The organism is Lysinibacillus sp. GbtcB16, assembly GCF_019091145.1.
GTDB classification, from domain to species: Bacteria; Bacillota; Bacilli; order Bacillales_A; family Planococcaceae; genus Lysinibacillus; species Lysinibacillus fusiformis.
The window spans coordinates 50,966-70,819 of the sequence record NZ_JAGXJV010000003.1; the positions used below are offsets into that span (position 1 = coordinate 50,966).

Sequence of the window (19,854 nt, forward strand, 5' to 3'; positions counted from 1 at the left end):
AAAAATCGGAGGCAAGACGATGCGTAAACCAATTATTGCAGGTAACTGGAAGATGTTTAAGACATTTGAAGAAGCTATACAATTTGTAGATGCCCTACAGGATAAACTTCCTTCTAATGAGAAAGTAGACGCTGTAATTTGCGCACCAGCACTTTACCTACCTACTCTTGTGCAAGTTGCTAGTGAATCAGAGCTAGCTATTGGTGCCCAAACGATGCACTATGAAAATGAAGGTGCCTTTACTGGTGAAATTAGTCCTGCACAGCTAGCAAGTGTGGACGTGGACTATGTTATATTAGGACACTCAGAACGTCGCGAGTACTACAATGAAACAGATGAGGCTATTAATAAAAAAGTAGCAGCAGCACTTGCACATAATATTGTACCGATTATTTGCTGTGGTGAAACGCTAGAGGAACGAGAAGCGGGAACGACAGAGCAAAAGGTTGCGGGCCAAATTAAAGCGGCACTTGCTGGATTTGAAGCGCAGCAAGTAGAGCATATGGTCATTGCCTATGAACCAATTTGGGCAATCGGTACAGGTAAAACGGCTACAGCCGATGATGCCAATCAAGTTTGCGGAGCGATTCGTTCGGTCGTTGAAGAATTATTTGATGCTGAAACGGCCAATGCAGTTCGCATCCAATACGGTGGCAGCGTTAAGCCTGACAACGTTCATGAGCTTTTATCAAAAGAGCATATTGATGGAGCATTAGTAGGTGGAGCAAGCTTACAACCAGAATCTTATTTAACATTATTGGAGGCGGCAGCAAATGCCTAAAAAGCCAGTAGCTTTAATTATTTTAGATGGCTTTGCATTTCGTGATGAAACATTCGGAAATGCAGTAGCACAGGCTAAAAAGCCAAATTTTGATCGATATTGGAGCCAATTCCCACACGCTACATTAACAGCATCTGGAGAAGCCGTAGGGCTACCAGAAGGCCAAATGGGTAATTCCGAGGTGGGTCACTTAAACATTGGTGCTGGTCGTATTGTTTATCAAAGCTTAACACGCTTAAATAAATCGATACGTGAAGGAGACTTCTTTACAAATCAAGCATTTTTAGATGCGGTGGCACATGTGAAAGCCCATAATTCTAAACTGCATATTATGGGGTTGTTATCAGATGGTGGTGTTCATAGTCATTATGAGCATATGTTTGCTCTATTAAAGCTTGCAAAGCAGCAAGATGTAACGGACGTTTTCGTTCATGGCTTCTTAGATGGTCGAGATGTTGGACCTACAACAGCTTTAGACTATATTGAAGAAGCCGAAAAACAAATGACTGAAATGGGAGTAGGTCAATTTGCATCTATCCACGGTCGTTACTATGCAATGGACCGCGATAAACGATGGGATCGTGTTGCGCTTACTTATAATGTACTGGTAGATGGCGTTGGTCAAACAGCGGAAAGTGCAAAAGGTGGTGTAGCAGCATCCTATGAGCGTGAAGTGACAGATGAATTTGTCATTCCATTTAGCATTCAAGAGCATGGAGAGCCAGTGGCAACAATTGGTGATAACGATGCAGTCATTTTCTTTAACTTCCGTCCGGACCGTGCTATACAGTTGTCAAAAGTATTCACAAATGAAGGCTTTGATGGTTTTGCAGTATCTGCCAAGCATCCAAAAAATTTAAAATTTGTGTCCTTTACTCATTATAGTGATGAAGTTAATGCACAGGTTGCTTATGAAAATGACAACCTGAAAAATACAATCGGTGAAGTGTTAGCGATGAATGGTAAAACACAGCTACGCATTGCTGAAACCGAAAAATATCCACATGTTACTTTCTTTATGAGCGGTGGACGTGAGGAAAAATTCTTAGGTGAAGAACGTTTATTAATCGCATCTCCAAAGGTTGCCACATACGATTTAAAACCTGAAATGTCTGCTTATGAGGTTACAGAAGCCTTACTTGCAGAAATTGAGGCTGAAAAATTCGATGGTATTCTACTTAACTTTGCCAACCCTGATATGGTAGGTCATAGTGGAATGCTTGAACCAACAATTAAAGCCATTGAAGTAGTGGATGAATGCTTAGGGAAAGTAGTAGATGCGCTTCTTGCAAAAGGTGGTGCAGCTATTATTACAGCTGACCATGGGAACTCAGATGAAGTGGTAACACTAGCAGGGGAGCCTATGACAGCTCATACAACAAATCCTGTTCCAGTAATTGTGACAAAACCAAATGTTGTTTTACGAAATGGTGGTATTTTAGCCGATTTGGCTCCAACCATGTTAGAATTATTACAGGTGTCACAGCCTACTGAAATGACAGGTCAATCATTAATTGAAAAAGAGGAGAATTAATTATGCCATTTATTACACAAGTTTATGCTCGCGAAGTTTTAGATTCACGTGGGAACCCAACAGTAGAGGTTGAAGTATTTACAGAATCAGGCGCTTTCGGACGCTCAATCGTACCATCAGGTGCATCAACAGGTGAATACGAAGCTGTAGAATTACGCGATGGTGACAACTCTCGTTACCTAGGCAAAGGTGTATTAAAAGCAGTTGAAAATGTTAACACAATTATTGCGCAAGAATTAGAAGGTAACTATTCTGTTCTTGACCAAGTTGTCATTGACAAAGCTTTAATAGAGCTTGATGGCACAGAAAATAAAGGCAAGCTAGGTGCTAACGCAATTCTAGGTGTATCCATGGCAGTTGCACATGCTGCGGCAGATTATTTAGATGTACCTCTTTATCAATATCTTGGTGGGTTTAATTCTAAACAATTACCAGTACCAATGATGAACATTTTAAATGGTGGAGCACACGCAGATAACAATGTAGACATTCAAGAGTTTATGGTTATGCCTGTTGGTGCAGAATCTTTCCGTCATGCACTACGTATGGGTGCTGAAATTTTCCACCACTTAAAGGCCGTATTAAAAGCTAAAGGCTATAATACAGCAGTAGGTGACGAGGGTGGTTTCGCACCAAACCTTGGCTCTAACGAAGAAGCAATTACTGTCATTTTAGAAGCGATTGAAAAAGCAGGCTACAAATCAGGTGAAGAAGTGAAGCTTGCAATGGATGTAGCTTCATCAGAGCTTTTCAATAAAGAAGATGGTAAATACCACTTAGATGGTGAAGGTGTTGTTAAAACTTCAGAAGAAATGGTTGATTGGTACGAAGAATTAACAAACAAATACCCAATCATTTCAATTGAAGACGGCTTAGATGAAAATGACTGGGCTGGACACAAGCTATTAACTGAACGTATTGGTAGTCGTGTTCAATTAGTAGGTGATGATTTATTTGTAACAAATACAAAAAAATTATCTGCAGGTATTGAGCAAGGAGTAGGAAATTCAATCCTTATCAAAGTGAACCAAATCGGTACATTAACAGAAACATTTGAAGCGATTGAAATGGCGAAACGTGCAGGCTACACAGCAGTTATCTCTCACCGCTCTGGTGAATCAGAGGATGCAACAATTGCTGATATCGCCGTAGCAACAAATGCAGGCCAAATTAAAACCGGTGCGCCATCACGTACAGACCGCGTAGCTAAATACAACCAACTTCTTCGCATCGAAGATCAACTTGGTTCAACAGCTGAGTACCTTGGTTTAAAATCATTCTATAATTTAAAATAAGCGACTAATACGTATATCGTCCCAAAAGTTAAACATACTTTTGGGGCGATTTTTTTATGGATGATGTCATGAAAAATGAACAAAGCATCCATTGTTTAAAATGATTATAATAATATATAAGGAAAAAAAGTTACGAAAGGGAAAATATTATGGAGAAAAATATGGAAGTATTTGCTGGAACAGATCGTCTTCTATTAAGAAAATTTCAGACAGATGATATTGAAAGTTTTTATACATATCGGGCTGATCCTGAAATTGCTAAATATCAATCGTGGCAGAATTATCAATATCACGAAGCAAAAACGTTCGTTCATCACCAAATAAACCATGTTCCTCATCAGCCAGGGACATGGTACCAATTCGCCATTGCTTTGAAGGAAACGAATGAGCTTATTGGAGATTGCGCACTTCACACGCCTTTAAGTGAACCACGCATTGTAGAAATTGGATTTACTCTTTCTCCGGAACATCAAGGGAAGGGATATGCAAAGGAAGCGGTTTGCGCGTTAATAAATTATCTTTTCCATTCATTCAAGAAACATAAAGTCATTGCCTTTACGGATGTGAGAAATAACAATTCTATTGCCGTACTTGAACGTGTAGGGATGAGACGCGAAGGTCATTTTTTACAAAACTATATGTCCAAGGGACAATGGGTGGATGAATATCAATATTCTATTTTAGCGTCTGAATGGGAGAGCAGTAAATTTGACTGTAAGCTTCAGACGAAAGGAGAGCAGCGTGACAATGAACATTCTTGAAACAGAACGACTAATATTGCGCTTACAAACAACGGATGATGCGCCATTTATTCTTGAGCTAGTGAATGATCCCTCGTGGATACAATTTATCGGTGACCGCGGTGTGAAGACCGTAGAGGAGGCGGCTCGTTATATAGAAAATGGTGCAATACGGATGTATGAGCAATTCGGATTTTGCCTATATGTAGTGGAAAAAACGGAAGATCAAACCCCGATAGGAATATGCGGTTTCGTCAAAAGAGATAATTTAGAGGATGTAGATATTGGTTTCGCGTTTCTCCCTGATTATTGGGGAAAGGGATACGCCTATGAAGCAGCATCAGCCGTTTTAGCCTATGGTCTAGATACACTAGGATTTAATCGAATTGTGGCTATTACTACCCAAAATAATCACGCGTCAGCTAAGTTACTCGAAAGAATAGGCTTGCAGTTTGAAAAGGTCATCCAATTTTCCAATGATTCTGAGGAACTTAGACTGTTCTCATTAGATGATGAAAGTTCATGAACATAAAAAAGGTCAGTCTGAAGTGTTAGCTCACTACAGACTGACTCTCCATTTGCTATTACATTACTGCTGTGCCCAGTATTTATCCATACTCTGGTCTAAATAAACCCAGCCCTTCCAGCCAATATGAATCGTATCCATTATAAAATAAGGGTCGTACTCATGGTCTGTAAAATCAACATAGTCGACATTGGCATCCTTTAATAGTTGTGCCATCTTCTCATAATATTGTTGACGTCGTTCTTTAGGATAGCCATTATAATCATACCAATAGCCGTTAACGGGAATAGAGACGAATAATGGCTTAGCACCAGCATCCTTTAACACATCCATAACTAACTGAAAATCCTTGTACTCAGGAGATTTCGTATAATCTTCATGCTTTCGCATATTCTTAAACTTTGAAAAATTAGCGTTAACCAGTCGTTTGTAAGCTCTATTTTCAATCATATATTCATTGGAGACACGTTTCTCCCCATAGGCTTCAGCATGCTGTATTTGCTGTTCAAAGCTTTGGTCCGCAACGAGCTTATCATTATTTTTTAATGAATGCCCCTTGCGAGGGAATAGCGAATAGTAGAGATCCTTTTTTTCTAGTAATTCCTTGTGAAAGCGGCCCGCTACCATTGCCATACGTCCTGTAACAGGATGTTTTTTGCCATTAGACATTTGATATTGATACATCGTTTTTAAGAGACGATCTCGCTCAACGGTATCAAATTCTAACAGGCGCTCCATAGCCTGTTTACGGAGATTAGCATCCATGTCACGATTAAACGCTAAGTCATAGGCATGTAACATAGAATAATTCGGTGAAAAATGGAATTCACCCATGCCTTTTTCCGTAAACCATTGAGGTGAAATAATAAAAACTAATTTTTTGCCCTCTAAATTTTTCTCTTGTGCAGCAAAATTTAAGAAATGCGTAATGGACTGCATCCCACCACGACCAATCATAAATGTCGTATACGGGGCATCTGTTGCTCTTGCATAATTATAAGGGTGAAACGGGTCAAATCGATTTAATTCAGAGGAACCATATAAAGGCATGGAAGTAGGTTCCTGTAACATTCGTTCCTGTAAATACGTGCCTTGAAAGACGAGTGGAGACATATTTGTTTTGGCCTGCTCCACATCATCTTCTGATATCCATGCTTTGATCCAAGAATTTGGAAAGAAGACAAAGCCGGAGAACAGGGCTAAGGCAATAAATACTGATAGAAAGCCTTTTTTTATCATTGTCTTTCAGCTAATTTCCCTGCAATACGATTCGGCGTGTTCCATTCTTCACGATTAAAATCAGTAATAGGTACAGAAATATTAAAAAGGTTCTCAATTTCTACCAATAAATTAATGGTACCAAAAGAATCGAGAAGACCTTCCTCGAATAGATCGATATCTGGGTTTTCTACAATAATTTCATCTTCACATAACTCCACTAGCATTTCTAAAACTTGTTGTTTATCCATTAATAATTCTCCTTTATTGAACAGGCTTTATTTGTAGAAAGCCTTTAGTTAAAATAATTTCCCTGAAAAGATATAGAAGCCAAAACATACGGCATTGAACGTGATAAATATGCCAATGGCATGCGTCCATTTATTTTTTGGCCAAAGCTTATGCTTTTTATTCCAGCGTTCGAATTTATCGAAGCTAATGATTAATAAGGCATGATAGAGACCGTAAACGACAAAATGCCATTCGAGGCCATGCCAAATGCCCATTAAAAAGAATAGTAAAAAGAACCCAATATATGAAATGGCGAATTTATTTTTCAGCCATTTTTTCTTCGTCATCCAAAGAACAAAGCGCATATACACATAATCTCTGAACCAGAAGGAAAGACTCATATGCCAACGATTCCAAAAGTCTTTAATATTGCGACTGGCAAATGGGCGGTTAAAGTTAATAGGTGTTTGAATGCCCATTATTCGGCTTACACCTACTGCGAATGCACTATAGCCTGCAAAATCAAAAAATAAGTAGAAGCTATACATATACATATACGCTAATTGTCCTTGGAAAGGTGTCAAATAGTTATACGTATGATTTGGCAAATAAATAAGTGTGTAGTTGTAGATTAAATAAGCCAATATAAATTTATATAAAAAGCCCACAAAGATATAGTTAATGCCACTTAGTAACAGCTTTTGATAGTCTTCCGAAGAGGGAACCGAATGAAAATCCTTCGTAAAACGGCGCCAACGATCGATAGGCCCCGATGATACTGTAGGAAAGAACAGTAAAAAATAGGCCAGTTCGACGATAGAGACTTTTTCCTTCATTAAGCCGTCGCGTGTTTCTAAAATCATTTGCACAGCTTTAAACGTAATGTAGGATACACCAAGGAAGCCGAATAAATGATGCAGACCAAGGATAGGCAAAATCTTCACTAGCACAAGCGGTAAAATCGACAGGAGCACAGCCATGACAAAAACAGCTCCATTATTTTGCTGCAGTCGATAGCGTTGATAAGCCGTAATAAGCACTATTTGAAAGACCGTAAACAATATTAACGAAATTGATCCGTTCAAAGAGTGTCCAAAGATAAGGGCTAAAACAATCAACGAAACCAATAAATTATAATGCTTCGCAGACTTGCCACGTAAACCTAATAAAATGGTAGGTAGCAATAATAGTCCAATGATGAGAAAGAATGCTATATTTCCATAAGGCGTCATACTGTTTCCATAACCGCCAATCCTTTACGATCGACTTTACCATTTAAATTTAGCGGTAAAGCATCCATATATTTAAATGTTCTAGGTATCATATAGGCTGGTAAATACTCCGATAATAGGGTCTTCAACTGCTTTGTCATTTTAAAAGCAGAGTCCGCTAAAGGCTCACGCAAAACGATATGAGCAGTGAGAGAAACAATTTCATTATCTTTATGGACAGGAACAACTACACAGCTTGAAACAGGTGGCAGGTTACTAATTTGTTTCTCAATCTCCTCGATCTCTAAGCGATAACCATGTAATTTTACTTGGAAATCCTTGCGACCTAAAAAGAACAAATACCCATCTTGCTCATAGCCCATATCTCCAGTTTGATAGATGCGATGACCAGTTACAGTTGGAAAGGCTTTAGCTGTTAACTCGGGTGCTCCTAAATAACCTGCACTGACAGTTGGCCCCGAAATAACAATTTCTCCATCATCTAATAAAGAAACGTTTGGCTCAGAAATAGGAGCAATCGGTAATTGCTCAAATTGTTCTATTAATGCTTCAGTTACCTTTACATAGGATACAGCGACAGTTGTTTCCGTAGGTCCGTATAAATTATAAATAGTGGCCTGTGGAAAACGTTGCATGAGCTCTTTAATGACAGGTATTGGTAAAACCTCACCGCAGAATAAAAAAGTATCTAATGCTGGCATGAGCCTTTGCTCCCATTCCTTGTTCATTAAGCACATCTTGGCAAAGGAAGGGGTAGACGTCCAAACACGAGTGTTGGACAACGCTAATGAGTCAAATAAAGCTCGCGGGTTGGCGATTTCTTGTTGTGTAATTGCGTAAAGCGTATGCCCTCCTACAAGAGCTGGATAGAGATCCATGACGGATAAGTCAAAAGAATAGGGAGCTTGATTTAAAAATACGCCTGATTCCAGTATGGGAAAATTCTCCTGCATCCAAGTAACGAAATGAGCTAAATTATTGGCAGTTATTTGGACGCCCTTTGGCTGCCCAGTTGAGCCAGAAGTGTAAATGATATAATGAATGTCCTCCTGCTGCACCCAGCTTGTTGATGCTGGACTGTCTTGGAGGGAGGATGAGTCTAACACTTCACTCACTGCTACTACAGGTATGTTTGTTAGCATCTGTAATGGTTCTGTCGTGAATACTAGACAAGCTTTCGATGCCTCTAAAATTAACTGTAATCTTTCAGACGGTGTTGACGAGTCAACGGGTACATATGGGTGTCCCGCCTTTACTGCACCCAAAAAGGCAGCAATCTGTAAAGGGGACATATGTCCATAAACGACAATGGGCTGCTGTCTCTGCAAATGATGTGCCATGATATAATCGGCTATACAATCCGAATAATGCCAAAGCTCACCATATGTTAAGGAGGCATTGTGGGTTTGATAAGCAGTTTTTTGTGGCTGTTGGATGGCCACACGTTCAATAGCTGCTAAAATACTTAACATCAGTAAAACTCCTTTATTTAAAATTCCGTATATATAAATGGTCCAGCGTTCATATCATGAAAGCCATGTATAAGAAACAACAGCACCAAAACGATCAAATAAAATAACGTGAATCCGATAAAGCGTAGATACTCATTATTTTTGATGGATTCCATTTGTCCACCTCCAATGAAAAAAAGTATAGGATTAAACTTTCAAAAAATACTAATTTACTAGTTAAAAATCCTTACCTTATGTTTTTAACACTGATTTGACGGAATGTGGAGAAAAATGTTGCTGGATTAAGGTGAATTCATTAAATCATAAGATTAATTTAAGGTAAATTTAAGGTTCTGGGGGAATGTACAAGAGTTACAAATTGTTGGATGGCTATTTTTATGTAAAAAGGGCACGAACATAAGGGAATAATCTCAACTTATGTTCGTGCCCTTATTTTTATTTCACGGCCTCTATAACTTTTTTAGAAACATAAAATTCAGAGCCATTGTAAACATTAATGGTATTGAATGTGTGGGTTTTTGTTGTATTTTTTGCAGCTTGTTCATAAATCATTGTGTTTTTATTAACAGGAATTTTCACCGTCACATCCGCCTTTTGAGCAACGAAAGTTGGGTTTTCTTTATCGGATAGATCTATTTTTGTTGTAAAGCCCTTCTCTGTAAATGCTTTTGTCGCTGGTACATACAAATCATCTGTTAAAGACTTTAGGTCGAAGCCCATAAATTGCGCCATTGAATGAGCTAAATCCGTGTTTTCAACGAGTCCAGTTAATTTAGAAGGACCAAATGAATAAAGAAAGACATCTTCACCTGTATGACCACCCGTCGTATAACCAATGTTCGCGCGACTTGCAAGCATTTTTACCATTTCGCTACCGACATCTTTCGCTGATTTTAATGTAGAAAGCTCGTCCTTCGTTAATGGATCTAATCCATACAGAGCAGCTACCTCCACAATATTGGAACGGTCTTCTTTTAGTTGGCTTAAAGCCCCTTCAACGGTCATGGAAGCTTTTTTTAATGGATTAATATAAGCTGAAACAGGAATGCTCGAATAGGTACTAGTAGTATTGGCGTTCCCCATCGTAATTCCGCTATTTCCATGGTCTGTAACTGCGATGACTAATGTATTCCCATCTTCCTTCGCGAAATCGATGGCTTCTTTTACGGCATCATCAAACGACAAAATATCGCTTATTATACCGATGGTGTCATTGGCATGTGCAGCCCAGTCTACCTTACTACCTTCAACAAAAAGGAAGAAGCCATCCTTATCCTTTTTAAGCGTGTTAATTGCTTTATTCGTCATTTCAGCAAGTGTAGGCTCAGATTTCCTAGTTTTGGCACGATCTAAATCATACGCCAAGGCACTTGGTGCAAAGCTTCCCCAAATTTTTGAAGATGGACTATTGAATAACTCATCACGAGTATGCACTAAATCATATTGATTATCTTTCAATACCTTAATTAAATCCTCGCCGTCCTTGCGGGCATTTTTAGACGTACCTGGTGTAAGCGATTCTAAACCTCCACCTAAGACAACGTCAATATTTTGATAAACCTGTTGTTCCGCGATATCTCCATATTGACTCCTATTGTTCGCATGTGCTGAGAAACCGGCAGGCGTCGCATGTTGAATTTCTGAGGTAGAAATCAAGCCAGTCGCTTTCCCCTGCTGTTTAGCACCTTCTAATACATTGGCTACGGGTCTAAAGGCATCCTTCTTATCTATTTGCGCTAATCCAGGTGAATTAATCTCCGATGGGAGCACCCCTATATATTTATCATTCGATTTATGTCCCGTTGCTAATGCAGTAGCGGCAGGGGCAGAGTCTGTAATGGCTGATTCAGCAGAGTAAGTGCGCATCGCACCCGATAAAATTTCATCCATTGCTAAGCTTTCACCTTTATACCAACGGGAAAGTGTTACAGCATTATTACTGCTTCCATCCATCACCAGCATGATGACATTTGTCGGTTTTTTTACTTTAGCTGCTTGTACATCTTGCTGTGGAATACTAACTGCGGATAAAGTCACTGCACTTGCTAAAAATAATGAAGCCCATTTTTTTGCGTTTTTCATGATTTTCCTCCTTTAGATGAATGATCAACTGTAAGTGTAAAGGAAGGGTGTAAAGCTACCGTTAAAAACTTGTTAATAAAATATGGTAATACTGTAAATGTGAAGTGAAAGCGGTGTGGTTGGCCAACTGAAGCAGAGGGGGATAGAATCTGTGTGAAATCTGCACACAGATTCTATGTAGGGTTACAAATTTTGTTGATGCTTGGTGCCGTCAAGCGTTTCGTAATACAAGATACCATCTTGGATGTTCAAGTTCAGTACCTCGTCTTCGAATAATACCTCCTCGGAACCGTCCTGGACATTTATTTTTGTTAAATAGCCAGCATTATCATAGTCACTACAATAAATAGATTGTTGGTCAGTCACTAAATAATAGCAGGCAGTTGCAGAAATTTGTTTATTTTCATTTGTCGTTAAGTCATAGGAATAAACGGTACTATCGCTCATGCTGTTATAATAAATCACATTATCTACTGTATTGGCATACCACATATCATGCATAAAATCATAAGCATTACTAGTAGCGGCAAAATAGTTTTCATTGGCCCATAAATGATCTTGGCTTAGTTTTTCATCATTGACCAAAAAGTATTCGTAGGAAATTGTAAAAGGCTCGGTAGGTGCAACGTCATTCCAAGTTGTATCAAGATGATACCAATTGCCATTAACCTGGACTAGATTCCAGGCATGTAACTGATCTTCACTATAGCCATAGACGTACTTCGCATCGAGATCAGATGCTACTAATAGACGGTAAGTAAGTAAAGCATAAGCCTGACATACTGCAGTTTCTTCATTAATTAATTCGAAAACGGATTGACCTTCAGTAGAGCCCTGTTCCGTATAAGTGGCTAGCTGTACAACATAATCATTAATGACTTTCGCACGATCAAAGTCTGTCATGTCTTTGGTAATATATTGATTCGCGAACGCCTCCACATATTGGTCTACCTTTTTTTCCTTCTTGTCATCGGTTAAATATTGTATGGACAATTCTACTGAATAACCATTATCGGTTTCCCAAGCGCTCCATTCATAATATAAAAAATAACCAGCTGTATAAGGGTCAACAAAGGTAATCAGGTTATTTAAATCATTAAGCTGTACTTCAAAATCCTCAAAATCCAGCTTCCCTGTATAAGAAACCTCAAAATGCTCTTCAAATTGAGCAACCTGCTTCTCCACTTTTTTCGCAAATTGTAGTAAAGCCGGATCATCCTTAAATAAAGTGGTTGAAAATAAATCGGTAGGTGAAAATGAGGCGGATAATGCTTTGCTTTCTGGTATTTTTATATCAGTATTTGTTTCATTTGGTTCTTCTGTTAAAGTTGTTGTCATTGTGACATCCTCTTCATCTTGTAGTAGGATGTCGATTGCCTTTGAGCATGCTGTAAAAAAGGGAATGGTGCAGCATAATAAAAGCAGTGCTATTTTTTTGTTCAATACATAAATCCTCCAATAAAATATCATTTTTTCCATTATAATCTAAAATTAGAGGAGGTGTTATCCACAAATAGTCGTATAATCCGACAAATAGATGTACGTGAAGAGGAAAAATTCCTACTAAACAGAAAGCTAAGTTTGTCATGGCAACCTTTTTTTGTTATAATGTAGTCTGTTGTGATGTTTCAAAGTTCGGGAGGTGCAGTGAATGCATACAGTAGTATTAGTTTCATTAGTTATCGTATCATTAGCGTTGATCGTGGTGGTATTACTTCAATCTAGTAAAAGTGCAGGCTTATCAGGTGCCATCTCGGGTGGAGCTGAGCAACTATTTGGAAAGCAAAAAGCGCGTGGTATGGATTTAATCCTTCACCGTGCAACAATTGTGTTAGCTATACTATTCTTTATTTTAGCAATCGCTATTACAAAAATCTAATAGTTGAAGATCTATCGCCTAACCACATTGGTTGGGCGTTTTCTTTTATCATAACCAAATGGAAAATTTTCTCGATGGAGTAAAAATTGAAATGTAATGTTATAGCCAAATGTTATGCTCGAGGCATCATCGAGAGGGCTATAATGGGTATAGTATATATGAGCGTTTTAGGATGAAGGAGTGCTGACCATGAATAAATCATTATCACAGCCATTTTTCTTTCAAGCAGGACCACGTGCCGTTTTATTACTACATGGCTTTACAGGTAGCTCGGCAGACGTCCGCATGCTTGGTAGATTTTTAGAGAAAAAAGGGTATACTACTTTAGCACCTCACTATAAAGGTCACGGTGTGGAACCTGAGGAACTTATCACAACAGGTCCAGCAGACTGGTGGCAAGATGTTGTGGCCGCCTATAAACAGTTACAGGATGCGGGCTATGAAGAAATAGCTGTTGCCGGCCTTTCATTAGGCGGTGTCATGGCATTAAACGTTGCCTTAAACAACCCTGTTAAAGGAATTGTTACGATGTGTGCACCTATGACTATGCGTACGACAGACGTCATGTTTGAGGGTGTTTTGAAATATGCTAAAGACTATAAAAAGTTCCAAGGTAAACAGGAGGAACAAATCGAAACAGAAGTAGCACGCATTGCTGAAAAAGGCATGCCGTCTCTCCAAGAGCTACGTGAATTTATTACGCGTACTCGTCAAGAAATCGACATGATTTATGCCCCTATTTTTGTCGTTCAGGCTACAAATGATGAGGTAATAGAGACAGAATCTGCCAACATTATATATAATCAAACTGAGTCACTTGATAAGCATATGAAGTGGTATGAAAACTCAAAACATGTTATTACGTTAGATCAAGAAAAAGATCAATTACATGAAGATATTTATCGCTTTTTAGAAAGCCTAAATTGGGCACAATAAAATTATAAATAGGATTTTCTCATGAAGGAGGGAATATGTATGAAAGACCAAAAAGATACACTACAAAGTCGGTTACTCGTTTTTTTCGGCCAAGATGATTACAAACCATTAACTGTCGGTGAAATCGAGGATGAATTCGGCTTTGAGGATGCGGAAGAATTTAAGGAGCTTGTCAAAACATTAGTCCGTATGGAAGGACAGGGCTTAGTTGTTCGTTCTCGCTCCAATCGTTATGGCCTACCAGAACGTATGAATTTATTAAGAGGTAAATTTATCGGTCACGCGAAGGGCTTCGGCTTTGTAGCACCTGATGTTGAGGGCATGGATGATGTGTTCATTCCACCGCATGAAATTAATGGCGCTATAAATGGAGATATCGTTCTTATTCGTGTGTTAAAAGAATCATTTGGTGACCGCCGTGAAGGGACTGTAACTAAGGTCGTTGAACGTGGTCAAACAAGTTTTGTCGGTACATTCCAAGCTAATCGTGGCTTTGGCTTTGTGGTCCTAGACGATAAAAAGCTGCCAATGGATATCTTTATCGCAAAAGGGGATACTTTAGGCGCTGTTGATGGACATAAGGTTGTAGTAGAAGTAGCTACATGGCCTGAGGATTTAAAATCTGCTACAGGCTATATTACAAAAATTTTAGGGCATAAAAATGATCCAGGCGTGGATATTTTATCGATTTTATATAAGCACGATATTCCACCTGAATTCCCAGACGAAGTCATCGCTGCTGCACAACGTGTGCCAGATGATATTACAGAGGCTGATTTAGTAGGTCGTCGTGATTTACGTCATGAAACGATTGTAACCATCGATGGGGCAGACGCAAAGGACTTGGATGACGCAGTAACTGTTATAAAAAATGTAGATGGTACTTATAAGCTTGGCGTACATATTGCAGACGTTAGTTATTATGTAACGCAAGGCTCTGTCATCGATCTTGAAGCCTATGACCGTGCAACAAGTGTTTATTTAACAGACCGTGTTATCCCAATGATTCCGCATCGACTTTCAAACGGCATTTGTTCATTAAATCCACAGGTTGACCGTTTAACACTCTCCTGTGAAATGATTATTGATGCGAATGGGAATGTTATTGCACATGAAATATTCCAAAGTGTGATTAAAACAACTGAACGTATGACGTACAAGGATGTCTACAAAATTTTAGAGGAGCAAGATGAAGCGTTAATCAAACGTTATGAGCCACTTGTTCCGATGTTTAAAAATATGGCAGAGCTATCTGGCATTTTACGTCGTAAACGTGAATCTCGAGGTGCCATTGACTTTGACTTTAAAGAATCTAAAGTCATCGTGAATGAGGAAGGTTGGCCAGTTGATATTGAGTTACGTGAACGTACAGTAGCAGAGAAGCTAATTGAAGATTTTATGCTAGCTGCCAATGAAACGGTAGCGGAGCACTTCCACTGGATGAATGTACCGTTTATATACCGTATTCACGAAGATCCGAAGCCAGAAAAGCTTCAACGCTTCTTTGAATTTGTTACGAACTTCGGGATTTTAATTAAAGGTACAGGCAATACCGTGCATCCTAAAGCATTACAGGATGTTCTGAAAGCCATTGAAGGTATGCCAGAGGAGCCTGTTATTTCAACGATGCTGCTACGCTCGATGCAACAGGCAAAATATTACCCAGAAAGCCTAGGTCACTTTGGCCTATCAACTGATTTCTATACACACTTCACATCACCAATTCGCCGTTATCCGGACTTAATCGTACACCGTTTAATCCGTACGTATTTAATTAATAAGGATACTTCTCGAGAAACGGTTGCACAGTGGGGAATGGCAATGGATGAAATTGCTGACCACACATCTGAGCGTGAACGCCGTGCGGTAGATGCAGAACGTGATACAGATGCTTTGAAAAAGGCACAATATATGTCTGATAAAATTGGCGAGGAATTCGAAGGAATCGTATCATCCATTACCAACTTTGGTATTTTCGTGGAGCTGCCAAACACGATTGAAGGACTTGTCCATATTAGCAATATGACAGATGATTACTACCGTTTCGATGATCGTCAAATGATCATGATCGGTGAACGTACAAATCGTCAATTCCGTATTGGTGATGAAGTAACAGTCCGTGTTGCCAATGTCATTATTGAGGAGTCATCCATTGACTTTGAAATCGTTGGAATGGTAACTTCATATGGACGAACACGCAAAGCCGCACCTACTGTTATTCACGCACGTAAAAATTATAACGACAATAAAGGTGAACGCAGTCGCAGAAGCACACGTAGCGATGACGAAAAAGGCGGGCGTGGTGGCAGCCGTAGAAGCAGTCGCCAAGAAGAAGAAAACGGAAGTCGTGGTACTAAACGCGGTGAACGCCGTGAGGGTGACCGTGATCCACGTGGACGTCGCAAAGATGACTCAAGCAGCCCAGGTCCTAAAAAACGCGTGAAACAAAAGCAAAAATTCTATGAGGGCATTGCAAAGAAAAACAAAAAGAAAAAATCAAAACGTAAATAAGCATGCGCGAAAGTTTCCTAAGTAAGGGTACTTTCGCTCAAGCTCAACCTTTAAGTAGAGGGTGAATCAAATGGCAAAAGGTTCAGGAAAAGTATTAGCACAAAACAAAAAAGCTGGACATGATTACTTTATAGAAGACACAATCGAAGCAGGCATGGTCCTAACCGGCACAGAAATCAAATCCATTCGTGCAGGCAAGGCCCAACTAAAAGACTCCTACGTCCGCATTACCAATGGCGAAGCATGGATTAGTAATATGCATGTCAGCCCCTTCGATCAAGGGAACCGTTTCAATCACGACCCACTACGTGCCCGCAAATTGCTTCTCCATAAAAAGCAAATCGGCGAGCTAGTCGGTGCCGTCAAACGTGACGGCTACACAATCGTCCCATTGAAAATGTACATCAAGGACGGCTATGCCAAGCTCTTAATCGGCGTCGGCAAAGGGAAAAAAGACTACGATAAACGCAACGACATGCGCAAAAAAGAAGCCAAACGCGAAATGGAACGCACCTTCAAATCCAATAACCAATATTAATAGATTATCAGAAAGCTCACCTAGTTGTTGGTGAGCTTTTTGTTTTGGTTGGGGAGTTGCAGGCGGCGGGGTGAGCGGGAGTGGTGGGACGGGTAGGATTGGGGGTGTGGTGGATAGAGCAGAGAAAGTGATGGAGAGAAGTTAAAGTGTGGGAGTAAGACAGAGTGACGGATAGAACGGAGAAAGCGATGGATAGCCTCTAAGTCCAAACCCATGTTTCCTACTAAAGCGGGACACTTGAACTATCGCTCATTATGTTTTATAATATGAATTACTGATTGCCAGATTTCATGGAAGCGTACTTTTAAGCTCCCACCGTACTAGAAGCAATTCTAGCTCTTTGTTTGAACGAGGCCTAACCGCTTTGATTCATATATCAAGGGGACGTTACGGATTCGACAGGGATGGTTCAAGCTTTAGTCGCGCGTCGGAGGGCTCGGCTCCGTCATCAACGACAGTTATATAATAACTGGCAAACAACAAAACTTAGCTTTCGCAGCGTAAGCTCGTAAGCGCTCTGCCTCTCTATCGCCCATGTAGAGAACGTGGGGCCCAACTTTAGTGGGATACGGTTGATGGTGCCACCTGAGTCATCGGCAAGAGATTTCCAGGTTAGCGTGCAGGACGCCTGTTTGTCGGCATAATGTTACGCGAATCGTAAATAGGCAAACTACACGCGTAGAAGCTGAAGTATTGGAGTCTTTGGACGCGGGTTCGACTCCCGCCGTCTCCATACAAAAAGTGGCTACAAACGTAGTCATATCAACGATTTAACAGACTAGGGATATTGAACGGGAGTTGAACTCTTTGACAATATCCCTTTTCTTATCCCAATGGATAAATGACATATTTGAACTTATTCGTAGACCTTCTAATCATAATGATTGGGAGGTTTTTTGTTTGTCTAACAGAAAACGAAAGCATGGTATTTTTGCTGTGAACGGTGATTTAGTTGCCTTGTCTAGTAACAAAGAGGAGGTGCAAAAAGGTTGTATGCCAATAGGCGCGGCACTTGATATGATATTCAATCAAATGCGTATAGGTGGGAATAGACCGAGCACTATTGAGAGCTACGAATACATTATTAAACAATTTGTAGATGTTTGTCAGATTAACTACGTAGAGGATATTGGCCTCGAAAAGCTATATCACTACCTTGATGTTCTAAATGTAAAGCCTGCTACTAAGCTAATTCGCATGAAATCAATTAAGGCTGTTCTAAGCAAGTTTTATAACAATGGGTGGATAAAAGACCGTTTTTGGAGCAACATTCAAATCAAGATTGATAAAGAAGTGAAGAAGGGAGCGAAGGAATCTGATATATATAAGCTCCTCCAATTGATAGACCAAACAACGTTCATCGGCTTTAGAGACGCAGTTGCCATAAAGTTGATGTACAAGACAGGTATTCGTATTCGCACGTTAGGAGAGCTTAGAGAACGTCATATCGACTTTGAGAAACTGTGTATGAACCTTGATGGCTCAACGCTTAAGAATCTTAAGTTCTTAAAGCTACCGATAGATGAAGAATTAGCTGAAATGCTGAAAATGTTGATTAATCTGAATGATGGAATCCGCGCCCATTATGGGATGGACAATAAGAACGTCTTTATAACTCAGAATGGATTGGCGATGAATACGAGTAAGTCTTCTAACTGTGCTATCTCAAAGCAATTGAACAAGTATTCTAAGCGTTTTGGACTAGAAAATATTAATGCTCATGCTATTAGGAGAGCGTATGCCAAGAGATTGCACGATAAGGGAGCGAGCATAGCTATCATTTCAAAAGCCTTAGGTCATTCAGATTTAGCTGTTACAACGCAATACTTGGATTTAGATGTTGAAGAAGTTGCGAAGGATTTAAGGGAGTTTCTATAAATGTTGATGGCTGTCTATGTCTTAGAGTGAGTTTATTTCAAAGACCTAGACAGTCATTTTATGCTAGGGTAATTAAATGTTATATATTATTCGTCTTTAAGTAAAGAGTTCATATCCTTAGAATATTTATTCTCTAAATTTTCCTTATATTTTTCATGTTCTAATAAAGTGGCATAGCGATAAAAAATTTCTTCTTCTTTTGAAAGAGTGTTGTCTGTACCTATGTATTGCGCAATAGATAATAAAATTAAAACAGCACTTAAAACTATTTGAGACGTATGAAGAAACGCTAGGATTATATTTTGATAAGCATCGTATGAAATGTTAAACAGACCTAAAGATGAACTAAATAATAACATTTCAAATAAAGTAGGTGCTACTTCACAAGTCTTTAAATCAGTGAATATATTGGGGATAGAGATAATAACATTGAAAAATAAATAATAAATGAAAGCAAATAAAAAAATAAACTCTACAAGGGAATGGAGAGCTAAAAGAAGCGGTCAATTTCTTTACGTGATATATGCTTAATCCCTTCAATCTCACATACTTGTAAGCCGTACTGACGATACTTTATTAGCATGTTATACGATACACCAGCGTATTTAGCTCCTTCCTTTAATGAAAGCCACCCACTATCAACAAATTCATGCTGTGCGGCTTGTAATGCCTTTTGTACGGCTTTTATAACTATTTCTTCAATCTCAGTAGTTGTTAAATTTACATTCATTTTTACATACTCCTCTTTCATTTAATCCCCGCAATTTAATTGCTGTTATAGATTTATACGAGGTGAAAAGGGCATTGTTAATTACAATTTGATGCTTGTTCTTAAATCATAGTCTATAAGAATATCCCTTTTTTTTACTTTTAACTAAGTAAGCTTTTAAAAATAGAGGATAGAATATGTTAAAATTATCTAAACGACACACACTTGAAATTAGACAAGAAGTGCTCGCTGTATTTCAACCTACATAAAAGAGTATTTTCGATGAGATGTA

The 19,854-nt window shown here is 39.1% G+C and carries 19 protein-coding genes and 1 other RNA gene; 11 read left to right on the forward strand and 9 right to left on the reverse strand.

Annotation, left to right across the window (positions count from 1 at the left end; all coding sequences use genetic code 11):
* Positions 1-19: 19 nt before the first annotated feature.
* The 5 genes from tpiA to KVT27_RS15155 all read left to right on the forward strand — a co-directional run bounded on the left by tpiA (position 20) and on the right by KVT27_RS15155 (position 4,876).
* On the forward strand, positions 20-781 hold the full coding sequence (gene tpiA, locus KVT27_RS15135; protein WP_217581536.1) for a triose-phosphate isomerase: 762 nt from the start codon (positions 20-22) through the stop codon (positions 779-781).
* Complete coding sequence (gene gpmI / locus KVT27_RS15140) at positions 774-2,315, forward strand: 2,3-bisphosphoglycerate-independent phosphoglycerate mutase (RefSeq protein WP_036145652.1); 1,542 nt, start codon at positions 774-776, stop codon at positions 2,313-2,315. The genes tpiA and gpmI overlap by 8 nt, the downstream gene beginning before the upstream one ends.
* A 2-nt stretch (positions 2,316-2,317) precedes the next feature.
* Entirely contained in the window at positions 2,318-3,610 is a 1,293-nt protein-coding gene (gene eno / locus KVT27_RS15145) for a phosphopyruvate hydratase (protein WP_036145650.1), read from the forward strand.
* Positions 3,611-3,759: 149 nt separating this feature from the next.
* On the forward strand, positions 3,760-4,371 hold the full coding sequence (locus tag KVT27_RS15150) for a GNAT family N-acetyltransferase (protein WP_036120186.1): 612 nt from the start codon (positions 3,760-3,762) through the stop codon (positions 4,369-4,371).
* Complete coding sequence (locus tag KVT27_RS15155; RefSeq protein ID WP_217581537.1) at positions 4,358-4,876, forward strand: GNAT family N-acetyltransferase; 519 nt, start codon at positions 4,358-4,360, stop codon at positions 4,874-4,876. The genes KVT27_RS15150 and KVT27_RS15155 overlap by 14 nt, the downstream gene beginning before the upstream one ends.
* 63 nt (positions 4,877-4,939) lie before the next feature.
* Here the strand turns inward: KVT27_RS15155 and dltD are convergent, their stop codons facing one another.
* From dltD to KVT27_RS15190, 7 genes are all read right to left on the reverse strand, one after another.
* Positions 4,940-6,115: a D-alanyl-lipoteichoic acid biosynthesis protein DltD gene (dltD, locus tag KVT27_RS15160; RefSeq protein WP_217581538.1), complete on the reverse strand. Its 1,176-nt coding sequence runs from the start codon at positions 6,113-6,115 to the stop codon at positions 4,940-4,942.
* Positions 6,112-6,345, reverse strand: a complete 234-nt coding sequence (gene dltC / locus KVT27_RS15165) for a D-alanine--poly(phosphoribitol) ligase subunit 2 (protein ID WP_217581539.1) — start codon at positions 6,343-6,345, stop codon at positions 6,112-6,114. Before dltC ends, dltD begins: the two co-directional genes overlap by 4 nt.
* Positions 6,346-6,393: 48 nt before the next feature.
* A complete protein-coding gene (gene dltB / locus KVT27_RS15170; protein ID WP_036145642.1) occupies positions 6,394-7,557 on the reverse strand; it encodes a D-alanyl-lipoteichoic acid biosynthesis protein DltB in 1,164 nt (387 codons plus the stop codon).
* Entirely contained in the window at positions 7,554-9,029 is a 1,476-nt protein-coding gene (dltA, locus tag KVT27_RS15175; RefSeq protein ID WP_217581540.1) for a D-alanine--poly(phosphoribitol) ligase subunit DltA, read from the reverse strand. The genes dltB and dltA overlap by 4 nt, the downstream gene beginning before the upstream one ends.
* 17 nt (positions 9,030-9,046) lie before the next feature.
* A complete protein-coding gene (locus tag KVT27_RS15180; RefSeq protein WP_025116578.1) occupies positions 9,047-9,184 on the reverse strand; it encodes a teichoic acid D-Ala incorporation-associated protein DltX in 138 nt (45 codons plus the stop codon).
* A 280-nt stretch (positions 9,185-9,464) separates the two neighbouring features.
* Entirely contained in the window at positions 9,465-11,111 is a 1,647-nt protein-coding gene (locus tag KVT27_RS15185; protein WP_217581541.1) for an alkaline phosphatase, read from the reverse strand.
* A 183-nt stretch (positions 11,112-11,294) separates the two neighbouring features.
* A complete protein-coding gene (locus tag KVT27_RS15190) occupies positions 11,295-12,554 on the reverse strand; it encodes a transglutaminase domain-containing protein (protein ID WP_217581542.1) in 1,260 nt (419 codons plus the stop codon).
* A 208-nt stretch (positions 12,555-12,762) separates the two neighbouring features.
* Here KVT27_RS15190 and secG point away from each other — a divergent pair, with 208 nt between their 5' ends.
* The 6 genes from secG to KVT27_RS15220 all read left to right on the forward strand — a co-directional run bounded on the left by secG (position 12,763) and on the right by KVT27_RS15220 (position 18,853).
* Positions 12,763-12,990: a preprotein translocase subunit SecG gene (gene secG / locus KVT27_RS15195; RefSeq protein ID WP_008173196.1), complete on the forward strand. Its 228-nt coding sequence runs from the start codon at positions 12,763-12,765 to the stop codon at positions 12,988-12,990.
* 189 nt (positions 12,991-13,179) lie between these two features.
* Positions 13,180-13,926 carry an alpha/beta hydrolase gene (locus KVT27_RS15200; RefSeq protein ID WP_150906928.1) on the forward strand — a complete coding sequence of 249 codons (747 nt, stop codon included), beginning with the start codon at positions 13,180-13,182 and terminating at the stop codon, positions 13,924-13,926.
* Between the two features lie 39 nt (positions 13,927-13,965).
* Positions 13,966-16,437: a ribonuclease R gene (gene rnr, locus KVT27_RS15205; RefSeq protein WP_217581543.1), complete on the forward strand. Its 2,472-nt coding sequence runs from the start codon at positions 13,966-13,968 to the stop codon at positions 16,435-16,437.
* A 70-nt stretch (positions 16,438-16,507) separates the two neighbouring features.
* Positions 16,508-16,975 carry an SsrA-binding protein SmpB gene (smpB, locus tag KVT27_RS15210; RefSeq protein ID WP_036145629.1) on the forward strand — a complete coding sequence of 156 codons (468 nt, stop codon included), beginning with the start codon at positions 16,508-16,510 and terminating at the stop codon, positions 16,973-16,975.
* A gap of 380 nt (positions 16,976-17,355) precedes the next feature.
* Positions 17,356-17,711: a transfer-messenger RNA gene (ssrA, locus tag KVT27_RS15215) on the forward strand.
* 164 nt (positions 17,712-17,875) lie between these two features.
* Positions 17,876-18,853 (forward strand): tyrosine-type recombinase/integrase, encoded by a 978-nt coding sequence (locus KVT27_RS15220; RefSeq protein ID WP_217581544.1) that lies wholly within the window; start codon positions 17,876-17,878, stop codon positions 18,851-18,853.
* A gap of 86 nt (positions 18,854-18,939) precedes the next feature.
* On the opposite strand, the gene KVT27_RS15225 is transcribed toward KVT27_RS15220, so the two are convergent.
* Positions 18,940-19,212: a hypothetical protein gene (locus KVT27_RS15225; protein WP_217581545.1), complete on the reverse strand. Its 273-nt coding sequence runs from the start codon at positions 19,210-19,212 to the stop codon at positions 18,940-18,942.
* A gap of 131 nt (positions 19,213-19,343) precedes the next feature.
* Positions 19,344-19,583, reverse strand: coding sequence for a DNA-binding protein (locus KVT27_RS15230; protein WP_217581546.1), 240 nt, complete (start codon positions 19,581-19,583; stop codon positions 19,344-19,346).
* Between the last annotated feature and the right edge of the window lie 271 nt (positions 19,584-19,854).

Bases quoted from the DNA above. Each gene is read 5' to 3' on its own strand.
- tpiA (WP_217581536.1), top strand. From the start codon at position 20: ATGCGTAAACCAATTATTGCAGGTAACTGGAAGATGTTTAAGACATTT.
- gpmI (WP_036145652.1), top strand. From the start codon at position 774: ATGCCTAAAAAGCCAGTAGCTTTAATTATTTTAGATGGCTTTGCATTT.
- eno (WP_036145650.1), top strand. From the start codon at position 2,318: ATGCCATTTATTACACAAGTTTATGCTCGCGAAGTTTTAGATTCACGT.
- KVT27_RS15150 (WP_036120186.1), top strand. From the start codon at position 3,760: ATGGAGAAAAATATGGAAGTATTTGCTGGAACAGATCGTCTTCTATTA.
- KVT27_RS15155 (WP_217581537.1), top strand. From the start codon at position 4,358: ATGAACATTCTTGAAACAGAACGACTAATATTGCGCTTACAAACAACG.
- dltD (WP_217581538.1), bottom strand. From the start codon at position 6,115: ATGATAAAAAAAGGCTTTCTATCAGTATTTATTGCCTTAGCCCTGTTC.
- dltC (WP_217581539.1), bottom strand. From the start codon at position 6,345: ATGGATAAACAACAAGTTTTAGAAATGCTAGTGGAGTTATGTGAAGAT.
- dltB (WP_036145642.1), bottom strand. From the start codon at position 7,557: ATGACGCCTTATGGAAATATAGCATTCTTTCTCATCATTGGACTATTA.
- dltA (WP_217581540.1), bottom strand. From the start codon at position 9,029: ATGTTAAGTATTTTAGCAGCTATTGAACGTGTGGCCATCCAACAGCCA.
- KVT27_RS15180 (WP_025116578.1), bottom strand. From the start codon at position 9,184: ATGGAATCCATCAAAAATAATGAGTATCTACGCTTTATCGGATTCACG.
- KVT27_RS15185 (WP_217581541.1), bottom strand. From the start codon at position 11,111: ATGAAAAACGCAAAAAAATGGGCTTCATTATTTTTAGCAAGTGCAGTG.
- secG (WP_008173196.1), top strand. From the start codon at position 12,763: ATGCATACAGTAGTATTAGTTTCATTAGTTATCGTATCATTAGCGTTG.
- KVT27_RS15200 (WP_150906928.1), top strand. From the start codon at position 13,180: ATGAATAAATCATTATCACAGCCATTTTTCTTTCAAGCAGGACCACGT.
- rnr (WP_217581543.1), top strand. From the start codon at position 13,966: ATGAAAGACCAAAAAGATACACTACAAAGTCGGTTACTCGTTTTTTTC.
- smpB (WP_036145629.1), top strand. From the start codon at position 16,508: ATGGCAAAAGGTTCAGGAAAAGTATTAGCACAAAACAAAAAAGCTGGA.
- KVT27_RS15225 (WP_217581545.1), bottom strand. From the start codon at position 19,212: ATGTTATTATTTAGTTCATCTTTAGGTCTGTTTAACATTTCATACGAT.
- KVT27_RS15230 (WP_217581546.1), bottom strand. From the start codon at position 19,583: ATGAATGTAAATTTAACAACTACTGAGATTGAAGAAATAGTTATAAAA.